This window comes from Parapedobacter sp., assembly GCF_035556095.1.
Taxonomy (GTDB): Bacteria; Bacteroidota; Bacteroidia; order Sphingobacteriales; family Sphingobacteriaceae; genus Parapedobacter.
Window position 1 is genome coordinate 173,716 of sequence record NZ_DATMFT010000022.1, and the last position, 23,427, is coordinate 197,142.

Below are 23,427 nucleotides of genomic sequence, written 5' to 3' on the forward strand. Positions count from 1 at the left end.
TGAACTGCAGGATACAAAACTTAAACGATTACTCCCATGTAATCTTAATAATTTGTCCCGGTGCTCCCGAACAATGCATTAAATTGTCATCCGATAATTGCGGAACCGGAATTTCCTGATTGTCAACAGACACCGCGGTCACCTTTGCTTTCAATCTGAGAATCAAATTGGACGCAGCACCCAAATGAATCGTCAACGTATTATCCGCTAATGTCATATCGTTAATCCATCCGGTAGAAGACACAACCGATACACCTTTCCCATCATTACCCAAAATAAATGCTTCACGCGTATCATCCGGCATAGCGAACTGAAACGGCAACTCAAGCACCCCGTCTGAAAACGAATAGGCATGATTGAGTACGCCCAAAAAATGGGAATCATTTAAATCGACACGGTGTGTATAAGACAACGCCGAGCCACTAAACCCAATTACCTGTCCGTATGCTGTTGCTTCATTAACACAAGTGTACACTTCCGGAGATTCGCCTACGCGTCCGTAAACGCGGGTAGGTAATTGAGCGATATGCGGACGTATCCGTTTACTTTTTGAAACCGTTGCATTGACGGATGCGCGTTGCTGTTCGTTGGTTTGTTTGAGATTCCCCCAAAATCCATTACCTCCCACAATTGCGGTGTTGACATGGTATCGTTGGGCATAAAATGGTGCTGCGTTATGCGGATAAACAGCAAATGTGAATACCTGGCTTGGTAAAACCCCTGCAAATCGATTCGTAATACTTCGCATAGACTTGGTTCGGTAGGTGCTGTAATCGCCGTAACCCGAAGCGCCATTATTCATCCAGAAAAATTTACCCTCCTGTAGCGGCATCAAACCGACCATACATCGCTGCGGCTCCGTCACATCAATTTCCACTACAACATCCGGATGATATTCCCGTAATGCTCGCATAGCCCGGGTCACATAAAAGGGAAGAAGGTAATCATACCGATCTTTGCGCTCTTGCGCACTGTATGTGCTATCGCCATGAGCCAATCCTGCCAATGAACTAGGGAAGGAGTTGATGGCATCCCATTTAAAGTAACGAACCCCCTGATCAATCAACCATTTACAATCATTAACAAAAACATCGTAAAAACCTCCCACCATATCAAATACCGGATGATTCCATTGCCCTTTGACGGGATTTCCGTTCTTGTCCAATATCACCCATTCGGGATGTTCCTTAAACCGGTCGGCCTTTGCGTCGATTCCCATGGGCGACAACCAAATTCCAGGAATCATACCCCGATTTTTGATTTCAGCTATCAACGGCTCAATACCATTAGTTAGCCGTTGGTTCGGAGTCCATACGCCCTGTGTCACTTCCCAACCATCGTCCAATACGAATAACTCCGCACCCAACTCCGCAGCATAACCGATCTCTTCTTTAATACGTTCTTCCGTAAAAACAGCCCTTACATCTCCTGATGCCCGCTGCATTCCCCATGTATTGTAGTAAAAATGGGAAACGCGTGCCGGTTCGTGGTCGGTTATCTGTTCCATAATATATCGATGCACAATAGCTCGGGTGTCCTGCTCCTTTTCATAAAAAGCCAGCGCCATCCACGCCGTTTCATATGGGTGTGTGGTATCCACCCGTTCTCCCTCCAAATATCCCCCTCTCCGAATCTTCGTGCCGAGCGTCAAGTGATCAGTCAGCTTCCTGGTTTCCATAGCGATGAACCATAAGCTCTCATCGGTATTATCCAGATCGGTTTCGCCGACGACACCTTGCGCCCCATCATTGGCAAACTGGCCGCTTTCCGACGGCTGGTACATTGCTTCAAAACCTTTTCGGCTGTCCTGAGAGGCATGCTCATATGCGCTGAAAAGCGTATATCCATCCATCCGTATTGTCTGGAATGGTCCTTTGACGTTTGCCGAGTCTCCGTTACTGAGCGAAAAGAATAGCGAGTCAGGTGCAAACATATGGCAATATGCTAAATTATTTACGCGGTGCCGTTGATCCCAGGTAGCAGAAGAGTTCAGTTCGGGCAACACTTCCTGCGCATAGGTCGCTATGCGTGTCTCCTTAAGATTAGTCGTCGCACTTGAACTCGTAAAAGCATATTGCGGAAAGACAAAATGAAGTTTATTGTCAAGCTTATTTAAGCTGAATTGGTGCTTTCCTTCCGTTTTCAAACCAAGCTTTTCACGAGTCAACGAAGAAAAAGGGAAATACTGCTTGCGCACTTCCACGATCAGACCTTTCAGTTGTCGTTGTCCCGAAAGGCGTATTACCAATTCCGTCCCCCCGTTGCCCAGCGCTATTACCTCGTGGTCACGATATTTCCACACAGGCTGCAAGGCATGCACCAACTGCTCATTAATCACAAATTCAAACCAAGGCACACGGTGAGACGGAGCAAGTAACTCCTTTCCGAGTTGCTTGCTCCATATCGACTTAGGTATCACTTTACCATCTTCGAATGCGATTACCTGGGTCATCGCCTCGTTTTCTATAGTAAGCCGTTTTCCATCCCAAGTAACCTGTGCAGATACCGAGTAACTGATTATCAAAAACGCGATGACTATTAACCTCAGCTTCATTTTCTCCAATTTGCCCATCATTAACTAAATGTTCCCTTTATAAATCGGGTCCCCATAAATAGAGCGCACCTGCTCTTACCGCTTGTTGACCGCTGGTAAAGTTAACCAAAATACCAATCGAGACTTCGGTGGATTCCTCCAACGAAAAATTCACTTTGACATTGAAGCGATCCACGCCTGTCACAAACGAAACTTTACCTAATGCGTCATCCAAATCAGCGACATCTGGAAGAACGCCGCCCTTAGCCACCACCAGATATCGCTCTGCGGTACCACGATTTACCGCAGCCGAGTTGCCCTCAGTTGTCCATATTACTTCATAATCGCCCGCCGGCAATGTCACGGTCTGATAAATCTTTCCATTTACAATCGCTGGATCTCCATCCCCCCATTTCTGCAGACCGAACGATCCGGAGTTATTGATATTGTCATATCCTCCATAAATTTTATTACCAGCAGGACCCTGATTGTGCATCGCATCGTTTGTTACCCAATCTTTTAATGTCCCCCATCGGGCACCGTCGTACGCCTCGCGTTGGAATGGCGCCTCGAAATTCTTAAGGTAGCGGCTACTGACATCTATCATTAAAGGCGGCACATATTCTTCCACCTGCTGCTCGGAATAGGCCGTTCGGAACATGTCGAGTGCGTTGGAGTCAGGGAGAAAAAGCGTCCGATAAAAATAGGAAGTCCCGGTTAAATAGTCCTGAAAAAATGTCGAATCGGCTATCGCATCGACATTTCTATGTACAGTATCTCCGGCAAGGTTTACATATTTGATTTCGGTAGCAAACGCCCCCCCCGCCGTGTCAGCTATACCCCAAACAATAAACATTTCTCCATTCTTTTTTTGCTGAGAAGTTAAAACCGGTCTATCCAACAACTGGGCTTGGTACTTTTCACCATACGTATTCCCAAATACTTCCAACGGTACGGAACGATTCCCCGCTTTATCATAAGTGACAATAACAAAAGAGTAATTGCCTTCCGGAAGATTTTCGATCGTACAGTTAACGGTATCGATAGTGGACGCTACGGGAATCTCGGTAGAATCCGAAAATACATTCCAAAAAATTCGTGCTTTGACCACACTTGGATCCGGTCCTTTCGGCCAGCTGATTTTCACTCGTTCCCGGCCACTGCTCACCGTAACATTTGTTGGCCTCTCCGTATAAATCCGACCACCCCTTTCTATGTGCTCCTCATAGGTACGATCCATCTTTTTACAGGAACCGAGTAGCACACACCATCCCAATATCCAAAATATTAACAACTTATTATTCATGATCTCTCCGATTTAAAATCAAATTGCATTAATTTATCTGTCCCCAAAATGAAATCTCAGAGGTTTGTACACCGCCTCCCGGGGCCCACGTCTCCAAGGTCTTAAATCGAATGTACCTGACAGGGGTCGCCATCGTTCCATCGAAGTCAAAATCTTCCCCATTGATTACAGCATATTCGACATCTTCTGTAGTGGTGGATCCAAATGGCAGCCCGGAAGGTTTTACCGAGGTAAAAGCGCCCAATAACTCCCAATTGTTCCATCCGCCATCGGGATCAGGGTTGTTACTACCATAAATCTCAAATGCCTTTATCATCGGTGCGATGTAGGGATAATTGGCCCGTTGATAGACTTTCATTCGACTAAAGGTGGCCGATACGCCTAGATCTACTGTGAACCATTGAGGCACCGAATACGTTGCAGATACGATCCATACGTTTTCGGAGTTATTGGTAACACCATCCCATATCTTCTCTATGTTGTAGTTGAAGGTGTTCTGCCAGGTGTCACTGGGTAGCTTAATCAATTTGAAATTGTCTTTCGGTATAAATTCTTCGTATAATGGAGTGAGCAATTTCACAAGCGTGTCCGACCTATTCCCCCAGCGGTCGCGAACAAACAATCCGATTCTTTTTTCTTCATCATCCAAGCCTCTGGCTGAATATATAGCACGTTCACTGCTGGTAAAAAATGTAGCTATTGGATCCCACGTATTCTGGCCGCTTGAATCAACCATTACCACGATAGCTAAATTGGCTTTGCTAGCATTTTCGAAAGCAACCTTCACACCACCGAATGTTGCGTCCAAGTCGATCGAACTAAATACTGATAACACAGGTGGTGTTAGCGGATTGACGGAAATTTCAACCGGTTCGGACGTTTTTTCATTTTTACCTACACTAAAAATTTTAATCGGATGACTACCGGTATTGCCAAAACCCTCTACCCGCAACGTATCGTAATACCTCGATGCTTTTGTTTCCCGCATTACACCGGGTTGGATTTCATAAACGGCCTTTACATAAGAAAGGTTGGGATCATCGGGAAGTTCGTAGGTAATTATTGCTCCTCCGGGTGTGGCACTAATTTCCAGACCTGTCACCTGTGCCGGTGCAGGCTTATCGGGATCCAAGTGGTCTAAACGCTCAACTTCTGAGCAACTAAAGACCCCAATCACTATCCCTGTGAATACAATGGGGATTATGCTTTTTATGTTCATAACATTTACTTTATTAGACAGTCTATTACTTACCATCCTATGTTTTGCACCAGATTTCGATTCACGATGATGTACTCATCTTTTATAGGCCAGAAGTAATCTTTCGTACTAAATGTTTGGTTATATACTACCTTTGGCCGGTAATATGCGCTGGCGACTTGCTGTTTCAAGTCCCAGCCAACGACAGGTTGATTTAAGACCGTGGTTGCGTCTTTCCATCGACGGATATCCCAGAAACGGTGGCCTTCAAAAGCCAGTTCGATAAGCCGCTCCTGTTGAATAATCTCCCGCAGCCCGTCTTTTTCATTAGGTTTATTCGGTTGGTTCGAATATTCAGCCCACGATTCCTCTACTCCGCTAAGACCGGCGCGAGCTCTAACCAAATCTATATACTTATAAGCCTCCGCTGTTGGACCGCCAGATTCATTTAATGCTTCCGCATATAACAAGTATACATCGGCTAACCGAATAATAGGCCAAGGATATGAGGTAACAGAGTAGCTCGTGCCAGTACCGATAACATTTTGGTAGTGGATGTATTTTTTTATGAAATAACCCGTTATGGTGCCGCGATCTGCCAAGTTGCTGCCGTTTCGCTGCCCTCCCATGGCTTCCAGATAAAACAACTCATCTGGTTGCTTATCGTCATATTTACCCTGTCCATACCACACACCTCCATCAAACCCTAAGTCAGCGTAGAACCTCGGCTCCCGATCAAAATGCAAACCGGCTGTAACGAAATTCTTCCGAATGTACAACTCGTCCTGTTCCGTTGCCTCGCGAAGGTTATATCTCGCACTGTAGTTCCACGTTTTATCCTCCTCGATAGGTACACCATGCTGAGAATAAAACATTTCAGCAAGCTTCATCGGGGGAGAAAGTTCTCCCCGCAGTGGCCAATTATCCAGATACCGCGGGTCAATGAAGGTTGTGGCCAACACTTGAATACTGTTTGATCTGGTTTGCGTGTTGGCCCAAATGACCTCACTGTTCCATTTCTCAGCTAGGCTGTTGCGTATGTTCATCTGTGTGAGGATGGTATCCGTAAGCGCATATTGCCCAAATTCTGGTTGAAAATAATATAGGCTAAAACCAGCATCATGGCAGGCTTCTATGGCTTCTTTACAGGCTTCAGCCGCCCTTGCCCATTTGGCAACATCAAATTCGGGATTAAACAAAGGTTGTCCATCGGGGTTTTTTAAGCCCACTTGGTCAGGATTGCCGTTAAACAAAGGGCTAGCCGCGGTAACCAATACCTTCGCTTTCATGCTGAGCGCTATGGCGGCGGTAACCCGGCCAAGTTCGTCCATGGGGTTAGCGATCTCAGTAGGCAAGTATTCCAATGACTCGTCGATCAAATCAACAATGTAATTGAAGCATGAATCGACCGGATCACGCATCACCTTTACCTCGTCGGGATCGGCCCATATCGGAAGATTTTCTTTAATAAGTGGAATGGGACCATACATCCTTACCAAGCAAAAATGATAGTATGCCTTCAAAAACTTAACTTCACTGGCCCACCTCGCTCGCTCGGGAGCTTCCATATCGGTTACATTTTCTATGTTTTCAAGGAATATATTACAGTCTCTAAGCGCACGGTACATCAACTGCCAATTGTCGCCATACGGATTCACTACATTCATCAGCCCACGAGCAATTTCAAACATCGATCCGCCCCGTTCATTGATCCGCCAGATTTCATCACCACCCAACATGGCAGGGTCGGATCCTAAATCACCATTTCTCGGCATATAGGAGTAACAAGTATGTAAAAACTTCTCTGCCTGCGTTCTGACGGTAAACGCGTTATCGAGCGTAGCGACATTATCCGGCACGATATCCAAATAACTGTCACATGCTACTAGGGTATTTAGGCCTACGATCAACGCCAAACACCTATATTTAAATTGCTTACTATTCATCTGTTTATTTTTTTAATTCAGTTGTCAGATGGAGCCTTTGATGTTTAAAACAATTATTGCCCTATGTGCTTAATAATTATTTTAAACATGTCGGGTTCATAATAAAATTGATTTGGTTACCTTACGTTTGTCAAAAATTGACGTTTAATCCGATATTATATACGCGTTGAACCGGATAACCCAACCCGTCTCCGGCCATTTCCACGTCCCAAAGTTTAAATTTGCTAAATGTCAGCAGATTGCTACCATTCACGAAAATCCGGAAATTACTGGTCCGCAATTTCTTCTGCACACCGGCCGGCAACGAATAACCCACTTCAACCTGCTTCAGTCGTAAAAACGTCCCATCACGCATAAACCAAGTACTGGTTTGTGCGTTATTATTGATTAGGGTTGTGCTGAGCCTTGGCCAAAGCGCGTAGACATCTTGATTGTCTTCAGCCCAATGGCTGTCGGCGTAGGCCTTTAGCAGTTGCGTATCGCCGACAAAAGGATAGGTACTATTGGGTGAACTGACGTCAATCCAGAATGACTCATTCGCAAGCCCTTGGAAAAAAGCGGAGAAATCCAGCCCTTTATATCCCGCTGAAAACCCAAAACCATATACAATTTCTGGAACCACCGGATTGCCGATAGGGACAATGTCATCTTCCGTGATCCTTCCATCATTATTCACATCCAAATACTTGATATCGCCCCCCCGATACTCGCCAAAAGGCTGGGCCGGGGAATTATAAGCTTCATAGTCGTCTACAAATAACTTCTCAGCGATATAACCATACCACTGGTTAATGGAGTTGCCCACGCGATAACGGTAGGACTCGCTATACTGCGGTTCTTCAAATTGCCGGTATTGATTCGTAGCATATGTGAAATTACCCCTCATCGATAGCCACCATCCGTTATACCACGACTGCTGATAGTCAACGGATGCATCTACGCCTTGGGAAGACGCCTCTCCCACGTTGGCCCGTATCGGCGCAGAAAGCCCCATTGTAATGGGCACGTAACTCCTTGTCATTAAGATATTCTTGCGGTACTCATAGAAATATTCAGCTTGGAGATTTATTTTATCGAATAACCCCAATTCAAGTGCGTAATTCTGCTTCAGCGCGGTTTCCCAAGTAATATCCTCGTTCGCATAGCGTCCCAATGAGATTCCGTTCCGGATATAGGTTTGATCGCGGCCAAAGGTCGCCGCCCGGCTTCCATCATCCATGTTCACATTGGATAGGTAAAAGAAGCGATCTTGGGGAGATCCTATCGCATCATTGCCAACGAAGCCGTACGTAGCTCTCAACCTGAGATTGGATACAACATCTCGTGCGGGTGCGAAGAATTTTTCGTTGGATAAGCTCCAAGCTAAACCGGCCGATGGGAAAAAGCCATACCGTCTGGATTGGTGGAACCGTTCCGAACCATTGTAGCCAAAGTTAAATTCGGCGAAGTACCTATTGTCGAACGAATAGGTTGCCCGGCCGGATAAGCCCAAATTCCGGAAAGGCAATGACAGCTGAAGTTCTTCAGCGTTAGCATCGAGATATTCCCGCATCATAAATACCAGCAAGCCACTTATTCCATGTTTTTGGTTGAAATTCCGGTTATAATTTACGATGGATTGCAAGTAGAACGAAGAGTTGACGGTTTTAACCCCCGGTTCATAGCTGAGGTATTCTGTCGCGGTAGCCTCGTTGACGTTGCTGATGCCATAAGTATCGGTAAACCGGTCATACCCATTGAGTGTATAATAAAAAGGATTATACGCCCGTACCATATCGAAATAGGCATATCGGTTGGTATTAAACATCGCTTCGATAGACAAGCCTTCCGTCAAATAAGAAAAGTCGTGTTTGAGTTCGAGTTGTGCCGCCATTGTCGACGATGCGTAATCCTTATATCCTCGTGTCATATCCGCATACGGATTTCGATAATTGCCGGTATCGTAATTCCCATACATAATGTGATTAACACGCTGGTGTTGCTGATCTTTAGGGAAGTATGCTGGAAAAAGAACAGGGTTCGACCTCACCACACGCCGATACATGTCGGCACCGCCCCATATAGGCCCGGTATAGTCATCGAAATTACCGTTTAACCGAACGACCATGTCCGTGGTCTTCGTAAGACCGATGTTTACGTTTGAACGGAGCGAGTAGCTTTTTAAGTCGATGTTATTGTTGAAGTTGTTGCGGTTATCTACTTTAAGCACTCCGTTATCCCGATTAAAGGTGCCTGAAACGAAATATTGTGCTACTCCGCCACCACCGCTTACATTGAGATTCATCCGCTGGTTCATCGCGTAATCCTTAAACATCATCTTCCGCCAGTCATTTGCTGGGTACACGTACGGATTCAAACCGAGTTCAGTATTCATGATTTTCTCATCCGAATACAGTACTGTATTCGGATTGATTTGCCCAAGGGGCGTGCGCGTATACACCGCCTCATTATATTGCTTCATGAACGTCACCGGGTCAGCCAACTCCACATTCCTTGTGGGCGTGGAGAGGGAGTTCTCAATTCGGAAAGACAAGGCAGCTTTACCTACCTGTCCTTGCTTCGTTGTTACCAGTATAACGCCGTTGGCCCCACGGGCTCCGTATACGGCAGTGGCCGTAGCATCTTTCATAATACTGAAGCTGGCGATATCATCCGGTTGAAGGCGGGCCAATTGGGTGGTGGTTACTTCCATGTTGTCGATCAGAATCAATGGATCTACCTTATACCCGAATGTCGTGACTCCCCGAATAAAAAAATCAGCATTATCCTGACCCGGCTCTCCGCTCCGCTGGTAGGCAATCATACCGGCTACCCGGCCCGCAAGAGCAGTTGTTAAATTGCTTGATGGGTTTTTCTTCAAATCATTCGCACTGACGGAAGTTACAGACCCGACCATATCACTTCGCTTCTGTTGTCCAAATCCTACTACCACCACTTCATCCAATGCACTGGGGTCGGCTGCTAAAACCACATCGATTTTTGTCAATTGATTTACTTCAATTTCTTGGCTGACATAACCAACCATGGAGTATACCAAAACAGCTGATGGGCTTGATACATCGACGACATAATTACCGTTTTCATCCGTTTGAGTGCCCTGACTGGTACCTTTAATTTGTACCGTTACGCCAGGCAAAATACCAGTCGTGTCTTTTACGCTCCCGGTTACCCGGACCGCTTGTGCCGATACCAACGCAACATTGGCCAGCAAGCACAGAAACAGCACAAAACAACTTTTTTTCGTACTTATTTTTCTCATGATTATATAATTGATTACAAAATATTAAAGAATGTCTCGTCTTTCTAGATAGACGTGATTTCGAGGATCTCCTGCCCGTATCGGTCCAATGACAATGTCAATTTTCCACGTATTAATTCGTCACCAGAAAATATTCCAACTTCCTGATCAGTGAAGCATGCATGCACACGATAGCGCCCATCGGGCCGTACCCAAGGCACATTAATCTGCCGGTTAGCAAGCCCTTCGCTTCCCCTCAAAACCACGACCGCGCCACTTCCCTGCTCGTTGAGTTTGCCCCACCAGTGCCAATCGGTGTCGGTTGGGCCTGGTACACCACTAAACTGAAAATGTGCATAGACACCGTACTGCCTATTTAGCCGATCCAACAAGGCGAATCCCTCCCGATAAGTCGTCTTATTCAGTTCGCTCAATGATTCCAAATCACCTGCGAACACACTAGGCACCCCCATAAACCAACTACAAAGCTGCCGCTGTTGTATCGCTGGTGTCAAACTGTTTTCAAGATTCACCGTAGCGGCACCGTAATATTCGATAGACCGCAGCGGCAACCCCCTGTGCGCAAAGAATTGCTGACGCGCATTCCAACACCCTTCTATCAGCCGCGCACGGAGGCTATCGGTGTTCTGCAGGCGTTGTACGGCAGCACGTTGCCTCGGATTTCCCGCACCCGCGTAATCGTTGGGCGGTACGTGAAAATAATGCGCATATTTCAAGGCTGCGACATCGCACGGCGTACCGGGCGTTCCCCAGTAGATTTCATGGGTCAATTCCAAGTGTACGTCAGGCGCCATACGAGCAACTGCATCCTGCGCTTCAAACAACCCCCGGAGCCCCCGCAATAGTGATTCCTTTTGCGTACGGCTGTCATGTCCGCTAGCGATGTCCCCGAATTTGATATTGGTTAAATCCTGCTTGAAATAAGTAGCATCGTAACGGTCATGTAAAGCAATCAAATCATATGCATAGTAAAAGCGCCACTTACTGGCGTAACTCATTGCCAGTGCTCCATCGCGCTCCACTTTAGGATAGCTGTATGCAGTTGGCAATGCCTTCAGGTCCGCCGAACGTGTCGGGTGCCGAAAGCAAGTGACCCATAGCCCCACATTCAATCTTTTATTTTGGATATAAGCCGTCGTCTCACTAAAATCAGGAAAGTTCGTTGAGTCCGGAACAACGCTGAATCGTGCAATAGCACTCGGGCTATTTGCTTCAGACCAACCTGCATCTAATAACAGTGTCTTTATCCCAATGTCGGCAGCTATGTCCGCCGCCTTCCGCATATTTTCGTCATTGATTAAGGGCCCGTAATTGGACCAACTGCACCATAAAGGAGCAAATAACGAAGGATCGAATGTTTTTATGCCCACTACCTCCTGCAAATATTGCTGGAAGTCGGTTTCGACCGTCCTATCCAGGGCGGTTGAAATTGCGGATATCGTATTCGCGGGTGGTCCCGCATAGGCATAAGTAAAAACAGGTTCGGATTTAAATTGCTCTGCCGGGCCCAATACCCATTCGAAATGTTCCAAATTATATCCCATGCTTCCCTCCGTCGAAATGGTACGCAACGCGGAAGGAACTTCACTCACTTGTAACACACCGTGGGTCTGGCTGCTATCGGAAAAAGCCCGGATACTGGATACCGCTCCCCTACCCGAAGGCGTCAACTCGGAGATGTTACGATAATCAGCGGATAGACATATATCATCAATCATCAAGCTGTCAAACTTCAACCACGACCCACTCCCATTGGTAATCTCCACCCACTTCCTGATGGCCGGATGTTTCTCATGAATTTCATAAATGATATCAACAGCCAACCCCTCAAGGCTATCCATACCGCTGCTTCTGTAGCGCACCCTTAGTTGGTCCACTCCCGCATTGGGCTGGGATTGGATAATAACATGATGGTTAAATACGCTCCCCAAGGTAGATCCATGACATACGGTTACCGGTGTCCATTTCACTTGTTGCCCATCTACCGTATGGTCATTGTTCACATGCAGCTCGTCCGTTTCTCCCAAATTTTCCGCTAATGAAATCAAACCCGGGTCGCCATCCTTTGATTCACGTAGTCCTTGGGGCTCTATGTTCGGTACGGCCCGATGTATACGGAAAGATATTTCCGACGCTGGGCCCGAGAGCAAATTCTGTTCTGCCACATGAAGTTCTTCCGTGCGCACTCCCGTTTTATCTATCGATAATACGCGCTTCAAGAGCCCGGCATCCAATATCACCGACCGTTCGTTCTCGATAACAACACCGGCCCCCTGGCCTTGCGCCAACGCAATGCTCATGGAGAGAAATTGAATTAAAATATAATATATCAACCATTTAACTGACATAGCATTGATATTATGTTTGATGTTTCCTGATTAAAGAACCATGGCTCGCAGAATCTTTCTTAGGCCTATAAGCAATGGTTCTTACATCCGCTAAATTCCTCAAAAATGATAGTCGCTAAAAACATCCTATTTGCTTGTTATAATACACTATTTACGGACATCAAAAAGTAATCATCAACCCCCCGTCCACAGTCACCACAGATCCCGTCATATACGACGCATCTGACCCTGCCAGGAACCAAACTACTCCAGCCACTTCTTCGGGCATCCCAGGTCGTTTCAGTGGTAAATGATTATATTTGATATAATTATCCCTGAACCAATCCGATTCCAATTCGTTACCGTGTGCCTTAATCGACATGGGTGTACAAATAAATCCCGGTGCGACCGTGTTGGCCAAAATACCCCGTGGCGCCAGTTCCAATGCCAACGAACGCGTGAATTGAGTAATTGCCGCTTTGGCCATCCCATAGGCCGAACTGCCATTTTCCACCCGGTTCCGATGGATGGAGGTGATGTGAATCACCCGGCCGCCGTCTTTTAGCAGCGGCACAAGCAAACGGCAACTCTTTACCGTACCATACAGCATCACTTGTAACGCATTATCCCATTGTTCAAATTCGCTTTCCAATGCCGGCATACCCTGCGAAACGCCTACGCTATTGACCAATACGTCGAAGCCGCCGACCTCAGTTTCAATCCATTTAGCCAGTTCACCGATATGCTCGCTGTTCCTTACGTCAACCTCAAACGCCCGATGGCCCTCACCCACTAACGCTGCACAAACGTCGTTACCCTTACGCCGGTTTGACGACCCGATGAACACGCGATAACCTTCTTTGGCGAATCGATCGGCAGTGGCCTTTCCGATACCTGATGATCCACCAAGTATAATTACTTTCTTTGTTTCCATCGTTAGTATGTTGCCCTCCCGCCAGAAATATCAAAAACAAACCCGGTTGAAAAACTCGCCTCCGGCGAAACAATCCAAGTGGCCATAGCAGCCACCTCGTCAATGGTTCCTAATCTGCCCATCGGAATCTTGTCTGTCATATATTTAAGTTGCTCTGGCGCCGTATCAGCATTCATCGCCGTTTTAATTACCGCCGGCGCAAGGCCGTTCACCGTTATCCCTTTGGTAGCATATTCCTTACCTACAGCCTTCACCAAACCAATGACACCAGCCTTCGTTGTCGAGTATCCCACCATGTTGGGATTGCCTTCCTTACCCGCTATCGAGGCAATCAAAAGGATACGACCGTAGCCGCTTTTTTCCATCAATCCAACCCCGTATTTGGTTACTAAGAAAGCTCCCCGAAGATTTACGCCATAAATCCGATCAAATTGCGCAGTATCGTATTCGGTAATCGGTGTACTTGTAGGGCCAACAATACCCGCTGAATTCACGAGCACATCCAATTTCCCATACCGTCGTGCTACTTCTGCAAACACTCGCTGTACCGATTCCTCATCTGCGATGTCCACCGGAAAACCTGAAACACCTTCGCTATCGCTAAATTCTTCTAGTGTGGCGTTCAATCTATGCTCATCGGCATCGACTATTACTACGGTTGCCCCTTCGTCTGCCAACCGCTTGCTGATACCTTTTCCCAGCCCGTCCGCACCACCCGTTACCACGGCAACCTGTCCTTGAAATCGTCTATCCATTTAGTTGTATTAGATTTAATACTATTTATTCCACTGCTATTCCCGAAGGTCACTCGTCGCTCGCTTCAAAAATGATATCGGCTAAGTTAGGCGACTTCATTTCAACCGAGAAGCACCTTATTTGCCATCTGTGATACATTATTTACATTGGTAAGCTTCAAATTTGGATATTCGAAAAATAGTTGCTAATTATGTATTACTAACGAACAGATTATGGCCACGCAACACCACCTGAAAAGTATTTTCCAACACCAAAGTGCATTGGTGGATATGAGTTTCATCGTGAGGGAATACCGCCAGCGGCATTTCGACTCGCCTTTCCATTTCCATGATACCTATGAGCTGATCATGATTCCGAAAAGCCATGGCAAATTATACATCAGCAATAAAGTCGTCAATTTCTCAGATGGCGAGATTTACCTGTTCGGTCCAGGATTACCGCATTGCTTTCTCAACGACACGTCCTTCCGGGCAACCGGCGAAATAGCACATGCCATCGTGGTTTTCTTCAAAATGGATTTCTTGGGAAAGGATTTTTTCGAAAAGCCCGAGCTGGCGGCTGTAAAAGAGCTTCTCCAACATGCGGCTGTTGGATTGAAGCTCGACAAGCCGAACCGGTGGCTGCAACACGCTTTCCCCGCCATCGTCGAGGCAAAGGGAATGGACGCCATGCTTATTTTGCTGCAAATGCTCCATCGGTTATCACGGCTGCAAGAGCAATTGGTCCCGATTAACAGCGCCATACCGAAGGTCCGGCCCAAACAAGAAGATGCTGAGCGGCTGGAAAAGGTAATCCGATATATTATCGACCACTTCAAAGACGAGCCGGATAGCAAGGAAGCGGCTTCCATTGCCTGCATGAATGATGCAGCGTTTTGCCGGTATTTTAAGCGGCGGACGGAAAAGACGTTTTCCCAGTTCGTAAATTACGTGCGGGTTACTCACGCCACCAACTTACTGTCAAAAGAAAATTGGAACATTGCCAGTATTTGCTATGAATGTGGCTATAAAAATGTTTCCTACTTCAACCGGCAGTTCAAGAACATTATGGGGGTCACGCCAATGGAATACCGATCTACCCATGTAGGTACCGCAGAGACCTTGTTGGAAGAAATCGCCTAATATAGATAACGACTGATGTCACGACCAGTCGCATGTTACCAAAACATCATATACAGGGCCACCAATATACCGCAGACCAAAAGCGCGCCCACAGCAAAACTGTTGTCTACGCCGAATAGCTTACGATCCACCTCGAGCCCTTTTGCCTGTACGCCACGGCGCCGGTCCCACTGACTGATGCCCCACATACCAATGACACACAACACAAAAACGATACTCATTCGGTCCAAGAAGGGTATTTCAAACTGCCCGGAAGAATTTAGTTTTGCAAAACCAATGGGCTCCAAAAACGCCCAGTTTATCCAATATGGAGAAAACTTAAGCCACACCGAAAAGACAAAACCACCAATTGTCGCAAATAATGCCGCATTAGATGTGGTTCCCTTCCAGAAAAATCCGAGGATGAACATGGCGAATATCCCGGGTGAAACGAAACCGGTATATTCTTGGATGTACTGAAAGCCCCCCTTTTTATCGATACCCAAAAACGGAGCAATCACTACGGCAATCAACATGGATAGGATAACGGTGAGCTTCCCCACGCGCACCATCTTTCGTTCGGAAACCTGCTTATCCGACAACCTTCGGTAGATATCCAGGGTAAAAATGGTTGCTATGCTATTGGCTTTGCCCGCCAAAGAAGCGACAACCGCTGCCGTAAGGGCAGCAAACGAAAGCCCTTTAAGCCCAGCAGGCAAGAGGTTCAACAATACCGGATAAGCACGGTCGGGATTGAGCGAGCCATCGGCCATCATTTCATCCTGAAAACTTCCCTGCTGGTATAGCACATAAGCCGCAATACCCGGCAAAACCACAATCAGTGGCATGAGTAATTTGAGAAAAGCAGCAAAAAGAATTCCCCTACGTGCGGTTTTCAAATCAGCTCCCAGTGCCCGTTGTGTAATATATTGATTACACCCCCAATAGTTGAGGTTGGCAATCCATAGACCACCGAGGATGACACTGAGGCCGGGCAAATCAAAGTAATACGGATTGTCGCGGTGTAAAATCATCTCGAAGTGACTGTCTGCATGCTCAGTCATCAGCTTAAAGCCTTGTAAGACGCCCGAAGCCCCGAAGTGATCCGCCACCAAATCAAGGGCGAGGTATGTAGTAGCCAAGCCTCCCAACACCAGAAACCCAACCTGTATAACGTCGGTATAACCGATTACCTTCATGCCTCCGAGTGTAATCACGATAGCGAACACTGCAAGGAAATACATACAAGCTGTTAGGTCAAATCCAGATATGCTATTGATGGCCAATGCCCCCAGAAAGAGGATAGACGTAAGGTTTACCACGATATACAACAGCAACCAGAACACAGCCATGATCAAGCCAACCGTATCGTTGTACCGCTGGCTCAAGAACTGCGGCATGGTAAAAATCTTGTTTTTCAGGTAAACCGGGATAAAAAAAACAGCTACTACGATCAGCGTCAGCGCCGACATCCACTCGTAAGATGCAATAGCCAATCCCATTTGAAACCCTGAACCACTCATTCCGATAAATTGTTCGGCTGAAATGTTGGAAGCAATGAGCGAAGCCCCTATCGCCCACCACGTGAGTTTGCCTTCTGCCAAAAAATATTCCGTGGTCGACATTTCAGCTGACTTTTTCCGAAAGTACACCCACAGGCCATATCCGGCAACGACGATAAAGTAGCAAATAAAAACAACGTAGTCTCCTGTGGTTAATCTATTCATCAGGCTTACTCTTAGTTTGGTACTGTGCAACAGGTTACAAATATAAACTGCCTTGTGGCGGAAAGTTCATACTAGGTTTGCGTAGATTGATACATTATTTGCCGTGTCCGCACTATCTTTGGTCGCTTCGGTTTCGCCCTTACAGTATAGTACGGGTTGCCGGCCGACCTAAAACATCTACATTTGATGGCGTTATCTCACCATGGCTAATCATCTGAAAACAGAAAAATATTATGCTTCTAATAACAGCACATCGACCATTATGAGTTTACTAAAAATTACACAGGCCTTTTGGTGCTCAGCCATCTTGCTCATGGGAAGCGCCCCGTCGCTCTTTGGGCAATACATCAAGGTGAATGAAGCAAACTCACCTTATGTCAGCAAGCCCCTGGTAAAAAATGATCCGGCATATGCCGATTTCAATACGGAGCAGATTGCGCTTATCATGGCGAAGGCACCGCAAGGTGCAACCATTTATTTTCCGGCAGGGGATTATCATTTCAATGGTAGCGCCATGCCCAACAGGGGCACTATCGAATCCAGTCAAACCGGGCAGCTTTTCCGGGGAGATGGCGTGGGAACCACCCGTATCATCCAGCATAACGCACAACGCGATTTTGGATTCCGTGCGCGATCCGACTTTAAGCGGGTACCTGCTGCCACGCTAAGGATACGGCACAAGGGATGCCGGATAGAACAGCTGACAATCAAATTGGCCGATCAACTGCCACCCAAAACCATAGCTGGTACAGCGGCCATTTCCATTGCACATATTGTTTATTTTCCCGACCATAATGTGGGAATCGTAGAAACCACAGGCGATGCAAGTACAGGAAATTTTTTACTGGATCATGTGGTCGTCACACAAGTTGACATCGGCGAAAACAATACCGGAGGCATTTTGGCCCAACGATTTTTCGAAGTCGGCATCGATATCCAGGGATCGGGTGGGCATATCCGTGCATCGCACATAAACCGGCTTGATGCCCGAACAGGCATTCGACTCGACAACGGCAATCATTGCGGACAAGGTGAATATCAATTCGAGTCAATTTATTCCATGGGCAACCCCGCTGTTTTCACCGACGGAATATTCTTCGATTGGGCAGGTGGGCAAGGCCCCTCCATTCACAACAGCTCCTGCTCCTTTACCAGCGGTATCTTTGCTGGGCCCAAAGGCAAGTACGGTGATCGGTTGAATCCCTACCCTGAAGCCATTGTAAAGCGACGACCGGAAAAAGATTGGGATTGGTTCACCATCCATGATCATTATGTGGTTGACCAGCCAAATGAAAACCAGCGACGCGAATGGTATGGCTTGCCGAGGTACAGCGAAATCGTCCGCATCGGCAGCCAGCCAAGAACGGGGGGAAAAGAATGGACAGTGGGTGAAGACTTCGTTATCGAGCAAATCGATACGGGCGCATATCAGGGTGCTGCTAAGATTATTTGGAAAGGCGATAGGCCGTCACCCTCCTCAGTGTACTATGTTACATATCAACAGGAAGCAGCCTATCGGGTACACGACCTGGAATGGGGAAACGCCATTAACTTTTCCTGCCAAGAAGCTAACCAGGTCAACGGATTTGCTATTAAGTTTGATGATCAGGAGACGGGATACCTCAATCCCGACTTCCGTTTCGGCATCGGCTATAATTTCCTTTTTTCGGGAAACTTCATTATTAATGGCAATATCGAATTCAACGGACATACAGACAACATTAATATCAGCGGCCTGACCTCCGGCGTTTGTAACATTGTGTTGAAGGGAGCAGATAAGAACAGAATGGTTAGCCGTATATCGGTGAATAACAGCACATTTAACCATTTAGTTGTAGGCGATTATACGCACCAAGTAAAAGCTGCTAATAATTTCCTAGACAACACCTATCAAATCCATGCCCAACCGGGTAACCGGCAGGAGGAGCTGCTCAACGAAAAGAAACTGCATTTTGATGATTTGGGTAAGGTGGAATTACTGTATACACCTTAAGCGAATATAGTGCCTATGCCCTGGTTATCTTTTCAGTTTTTTACTTTGACTACCCTCACTTTCCAGTCCTCAGGGCCTTTTTCAATATATTCCCACCGGAAAGGTTCGTTGCTTTCCGCCTCCATTTGATAATACAAAGGTTTGGGGTCGTGGTCGTTTATGAACTCAAAAGCTTCACCCGGCCGGATGTCGGCGAATGCCTTATAAAATAGTTCATGCCTTTCCGCCGGGGGAAACGGACGTAGATCAAACTCACTGACCACCGAGAAGCCATCGTCCCCCAATCCACTATCATCCTGTTTGGTGATATGGACCACATACTCCCCATCACTCTTCTTTTTATAGATCCATTTGTGCCTACCTTCAAACTTATTGATGAAAATCTCGTGTATTTCCACGGGGTCCTCACCCGAAATCAACTCCATCGTGGTATTTTGCTCCATCATACCGTATCGGTGGAAAACGATTTGCTTCCATACCTTTTCGTCCGCCTTTCTCAAATCGAGCAACGTCGAAACATCGTCGAATTCAACCCCTTTGGATGCTTCCAGACGGGTCACTTTAACCTTCCATTCCCTTCCGCCCCGGTTCAGGTATTCCCAACCCACTACGTCGCCGTATATGGAGCGGAACTCATAAAATAAAGGGATCGGATCATGATCGTTTATAAAAATGAAATGGTCATCCACCGGCAGCTCCCCGAAAAGCCGGATTAATAATTCATGTCGCTGGATTGGAACCAATACCCGTACATCCAACTCGCCGTCTGCATTTTTCGCTATTGTCATTTTTATGAAATTTAATAAAGTCTGTTACTCAACCCCGGTCTACCCAATCAGGTAGGCCAACCCGTTAGTGACCGAATGGCAAAGGGCCCGGACTTTTCTTTCCCTGAAAATCTTCTCCATCAATTCCCTTGCGATTTTGTATTCCTCATGGATCGGGCAGGGGTGGGATGCCGAACATTTACTCAGGCCAAGCCCGCACTCCCTGAAAACACCATCCCCTTCGATTGCTTCAACGATATTGATAATGGGTTGCTCCTGCTGTTCTTCCGTCAGGTAAAAACCACCGGACGGGCCTTTGAGGCTATTGATTATTCTTTTCCGGGCCAATAGCTGCAATATTTTCCCAACAGTATGTTCACTGGCATTGATCCTGTCGGATATCTCCTTTATATTGGCTTTTTCACCGTCTTCACTTTTTCTCGATAGAAAAATGACCGCTTTAATGGCTGTTTTACACGTTAAGCTCAGCATATCGTTTCGTTGTTATCATAAATTTATTGTCCCAAAAACTCCCTTCCTTCCGGGGAAAGCATGGCGAAACTCCATGGCGGCTCGAAAGTCAGGTTGACGTTCACCCCCCAACCCGGAAATGATTTGCCCAGGGAGTTATGCGTATCTGTTGTGATTGCGTCGCCCATGGGGCAAAACTGGGTGGTCAGCGTCATGATACACACTACTTTATTGTCCGTTTCATCAAAATATAATTCATAGACAAGCCCCAGATCCACAATATTCAGTCCGATTTCGGGATCATACACGTGATACAGATCCTGCAATGCATAATTGCATTGCTCACTGTTGTTTGTTTTGATGTTCATGTTTGCTTTGCTTTATGGCCTGCGGTAACCGCTACATTATAGACGTATAATATAGCTGCGATAAGTAATGCCAGCGCACCTGTTTTCAGTATGAGCTGGTTGAGGATGATAATACCCAGGATAAAAATGATGAAACCCACAAGATAACTGTACCACATGATGCGGTAGACGCGATCGTTGAAGATTTCCTTTGGTGCCGGTGTTTTTCCTTTATGTGCCTTGTTATGATAGACCTTATTCCAGATGATAAAAGGCATGGTTTTGAAGGTCATGCCGAGGATGATGGCGGTGATCCAGCCGAAGAAGATACAGAAGCCGTAGATCATGGCAATCCGTGGAAATTGTCCCTGAGGTAAAAAAGTCAATGCAAGGATCAACGCTACAAAAGGCAACAGCATCTGAACGACCGAAATTAATGAGGTTTTTACCTGCTGGTCTACACTTTTCCTGATCCTGCCCTGATAGGCCTTGTAACAATGCCTGCCAAACAATAAGATAGCAGTCAGTCCCATGATAACCGGGATATAAAATAGCATAGTCGGCACAGCCATGAGATAAAGCACCATAAAGCTGATTAATGCGATATTCAGCAACGCAAACACCAGCCATAATATCCCGTCATTTGTATACTTGGAAATCAAAAACATGGGTATCAATCTCGAACCTACACCGACCACCATGAATACAAACCAACCGACAATCCCCAGATGGGCATGGATAGACAAATAATCCACCGAATTTCGGGACAATATCGGCGTACGGAAATTCAGCACCAGCAGCAGGCCAAAAAACGTGGTTGCGAACAGCCACAATGTGGCCGTGATCACATACCACGCATGTACGTTCCTGTGCTTGCTTTTGAACGAACTGCCCAGCACATTAGCAAGGTAACAGATTACGCCGATATTGACCAGCACGGCCCCGATCTGCATCGGCCAGCCCATATCAAACACATAGAAGCCATAAACCAAAAGGGGGATACCGACGGCTGAAAAACCAAACGTCAGGTAAGCCAACCGGTCGCTGTCCAGTTTTCCTTCCACCAGCACCGGCAAGAGCTGATGGGATGCCCCGAAGATGATCATCGTACCCCAGGCCAACGCCATGGTATGCGTAATAGCCAATGTCTTTGGATTGAAATAATGTGCCCCGACGGCCTCCGTACTGAACAAAAGAAGGATGGTACCCAACAGGAAACCCAGGGAGGCATAGCTATAAAATGGCAGCACCACTTTATAATTGGTTGTCTTCTGCAATCCGCCGATAAGTGGAGACATCATACCGAATCTACTTACTTTTAAATATCAGCAAATAAACTTCCCCGTCTCGAACTTCCTTTATCCGGTAATCAAACTCCCTTTCTTTCAATTCTGTTAGGAGAAATACGGGAATCCTTTTATGGTGAACGTAAAGCGCTTTACCCTGAGGTAAGACCTCCAGGTTCTCTAAAATGGTCATCATGGGCATGGGCATTTCCAGGTGGCGGACGTCCACTTCGACCAGCTTGTTTTCATATTGCCGCAATAAGATAGCCCAGTCCCCGGAGGTCGACAGGTCCTCTTCTCCGACATTGACTTCCTCCGCTTTCGAGGTATCGGCTGCCGCTATTTTATAAAAATAGGTTTCGATCGTATCCTGATCAATAAAATTGACATAGGTCTGGAAGCCCTGTTTCTCCAACAATTTTATCAATGGAACAGGTTCAAAATTGTTGATGATTACCAAAACCTCTCCGGGATTCAGTGATTTCACCCGCTGCTGTATGGATTTCAGTGGGTCGTTCCCTTCGGCCAACATGGCGCGTACATCAAAATTGACCAGGCGGTCCGGTGGTATGTTTTGCAGGTACTCGGGTTTGGGGTTGTTTTCCGGAACTGCCTCTTCCTGGGCAACCGTTTGCGACTGATCCACTTCAAAACCAAGAGGTGCCAACGCTCTGAAAAAATCAACGGGCTTACACCCTCCTATCTTCGAAGCCATGGCAATGGTAGTCCTTCCCGCCATCAATGCCCTCAACACAGGATTTCGCAGTTTTTTGAAATCAGGACTAAGTGTTACAATGGTTTCCAGCGCATCGGGATGGTGTTTCAGCAGTGCCGCAATTTTGGTTCGTTCATTGATCAACATATTCATTTCAATAACTCCATCGATTGGTTACTTGACTTCCTCGCTTTTTCTGCTTATCCGGATGTCCCACCATTGAGGGCCCTGCTGCAGGTATTCCCAGGTAAAGACGTCTCCATGCATTGCTTGTAATTGATGGTAAACGGGTCTCGGGTCATGGTTATTATGGATGATAAATGTTCCTCCGGGCTTCAGCATTTCAAACACCTTGAAAATCAACGCATGTTTCTGCTGCGGTTCGATTTCCGGGATATTCAGGATAACATCGTCTTGTCTTTCCGTCGGAACAACAGGGACCTGCCGGGTCACCTTGATATCCCACCATTCCGGGCCCTTTTGCAGGTATTCCCAAGAGAAAATATTTCCACGCAGGTTCATCAATTGGTAATAAACAGGCATCGGGTCGTGATTGTTGTGGATAACCAGATGCTCACCCTCCACGAGTGTATTGAACACGTCGAATATGGTTTGATGCCTCAACCTTGGTTCGAGTTCCTGAACATTGATAATCTTTTCGTTGGCTGTTTGCATGTGTCTAATTTTTAATGGATTTCTGATTTAAACAAAGCAAATATAACTAATAATCTTTCAATAAAAGTATTAAAGTACTTTTATTCT

The 23,427-nt window shown here is 46.5% G+C and carries 17 protein-coding genes; 2 read left to right on the top strand and 15 right to left on the bottom strand.

Annotated elements, in window-relative coordinates; translation table 11 throughout:
* Positions 1 to 28: 28 nt before the first annotated feature.
* The 8 genes from VNQ80_RS14635 to VNQ80_RS14670 all read right to left on the bottom strand — a co-directional run bounded on the left by VNQ80_RS14635 (position 29) and on the right by VNQ80_RS14670 (position 14,258).
* Positions 29 to 2,554 (bottom strand): alpha-galactosidase, encoded by a 2,526-nt coding sequence (locus VNQ80_RS14635; protein ID WP_325639910.1) that lies wholly within the window; start codon positions 2,552 to 2,554, stop codon positions 29 to 31.
* A 37-nt stretch (positions 2,555 to 2,591) separates the two neighbouring features.
* Complete coding sequence (locus VNQ80_RS14640) at positions 2,592 to 3,839, bottom strand: DUF4998 domain-containing protein (RefSeq protein ID WP_325639912.1); 1,248 nt, start codon at positions 3,837 to 3,839, stop codon at positions 2,592 to 2,594.
* Between the two features lie 28 nt (positions 3,840 to 3,867).
* Positions 3,868 to 5,058, bottom strand: a complete 1,191-nt coding sequence (locus VNQ80_RS14645; protein WP_325639914.1) for a DUF5000 domain-containing lipoprotein — start codon at positions 5,056 to 5,058, stop codon at positions 3,868 to 3,870.
* A 29-nt stretch (positions 5,059 to 5,087) separates the two neighbouring features.
* A complete protein-coding gene (locus VNQ80_RS14650; protein WP_325639916.1) occupies positions 5,088 to 6,983 on the bottom strand; it encodes a RagB/SusD family nutrient uptake outer membrane protein in 1,896 nt (631 codons plus the stop codon).
* A gap of 130 nt (positions 6,984 to 7,113) precedes the next feature.
* Entirely contained in the window at positions 7,114 to 10,242 is a 3,129-nt protein-coding gene (locus tag VNQ80_RS14655; protein WP_325639918.1) for a TonB-dependent receptor, read from the bottom strand.
* A gap of 44 nt (positions 10,243 to 10,286) precedes the next feature.
* Complete coding sequence (locus tag VNQ80_RS14660) at positions 10,287 to 12,542, bottom strand: hypothetical protein (protein WP_325639920.1); 2,256 nt, start codon at positions 12,540 to 12,542, stop codon at positions 10,287 to 10,289.
* Positions 12,543 to 12,750: 208 nt separating this feature from the next.
* Positions 12,751 to 13,503 (bottom strand): SDR family oxidoreductase, encoded by a 753-nt coding sequence (locus tag VNQ80_RS14665; RefSeq protein ID WP_325639922.1) that lies wholly within the window; start codon positions 13,501 to 13,503, stop codon positions 12,751 to 12,753.
* A gap of 2 nt (positions 13,504 to 13,505) precedes the next feature.
* Positions 13,506 to 14,258, bottom strand: coding sequence for an SDR family NAD(P)-dependent oxidoreductase (locus tag VNQ80_RS14670; protein ID WP_325639924.1), 753 nt, complete (start codon positions 14,256 to 14,258; stop codon positions 13,506 to 13,508).
* Positions 14,259 to 14,471: 213 nt separating this feature from the next.
* Between VNQ80_RS14670 and VNQ80_RS14675 the strand changes: the two genes are divergently transcribed.
* Positions 14,472 to 15,380 carry an AraC family transcriptional regulator gene (locus VNQ80_RS14675; RefSeq protein WP_325639927.1) on the top strand — a complete coding sequence of 303 codons (909 nt, stop codon included), beginning with the start codon at positions 14,472 to 14,474 and terminating at the stop codon, positions 15,378 to 15,380.
* 35 nt (positions 15,381 to 15,415) lie between these two features.
* Here VNQ80_RS14675 and VNQ80_RS14680 read toward each other — a convergent pair whose 3' ends face one another.
* Positions 15,416 to 17,086: a sodium/sugar symporter gene (locus tag VNQ80_RS14680; protein ID WP_325639929.1), complete on the bottom strand. Its 1,671-nt coding sequence runs from the start codon at positions 17,084 to 17,086 to the stop codon at positions 15,416 to 15,418.
* Between the two features lie 262 nt (positions 17,087 to 17,348).
* Between VNQ80_RS14680 and VNQ80_RS14685 the strand changes: the two genes are divergently transcribed.
* Positions 17,349 to 19,079, top strand: a complete 1,731-nt coding sequence (locus VNQ80_RS14685; RefSeq protein WP_325639931.1) for a hypothetical protein — start codon at positions 17,349 to 17,351, stop codon at positions 19,077 to 19,079.
* Between the two features lie 32 nt (positions 19,080 to 19,111).
* On the opposite strand, the gene VNQ80_RS14690 is transcribed toward VNQ80_RS14685, so the two are convergent.
* From VNQ80_RS14690 to VNQ80_RS14715, 6 genes are read right to left on the bottom strand one after another with little or no spacing between them, the layout of a single operon-like run.
* Complete coding sequence (locus tag VNQ80_RS14690; protein ID WP_325639934.1) at positions 19,112 to 19,867, bottom strand: DUF2249 domain-containing protein; 756 nt, start codon at positions 19,865 to 19,867, stop codon at positions 19,112 to 19,114.
* Between the two features lie 39 nt (positions 19,868 to 19,906).
* A complete protein-coding gene (locus VNQ80_RS14695) occupies positions 19,907 to 20,338 on the bottom strand; it encodes an Rrf2 family transcriptional regulator (protein ID WP_325639936.1) in 432 nt (143 codons plus the stop codon).
* 23 nt (positions 20,339 to 20,361) lie between these two features.
* Positions 20,362 to 20,685, bottom strand: coding sequence for a metal-sulfur cluster assembly factor (locus tag VNQ80_RS14700; RefSeq protein WP_325639938.1), 324 nt, complete (start codon positions 20,683 to 20,685; stop codon positions 20,362 to 20,364).
* Positions 20,682 to 21,965 (bottom strand): cytochrome C oxidase subunit I, encoded by a 1,284-nt coding sequence (locus VNQ80_RS14705; protein WP_325639940.1) that lies wholly within the window; start codon positions 21,963 to 21,965, stop codon positions 20,682 to 20,684. The genes VNQ80_RS14700 and VNQ80_RS14705 overlap by 4 nt, the downstream gene beginning before the upstream one ends.
* A gap of 7 nt (positions 21,966 to 21,972) precedes the next feature.
* The gene (locus VNQ80_RS14710; RefSeq protein WP_325639942.1) at positions 21,973 to 22,818 is read right to left on the bottom strand and encodes a DUF2249 domain-containing protein; all 846 of its coding nucleotides are present in this window, start codon (positions 22,816 to 22,818) and stop codon (positions 21,973 to 21,975) included.
* Between the two features lie 21 nt (positions 22,819 to 22,839).
* A complete protein-coding gene (locus tag VNQ80_RS14715) occupies positions 22,840 to 23,340 on the bottom strand; it encodes a DUF2249 domain-containing protein (protein WP_325639944.1) in 501 nt (166 codons plus the stop codon).
* Positions 23,341 to 23,427 lie beyond the last annotated feature (87 nt).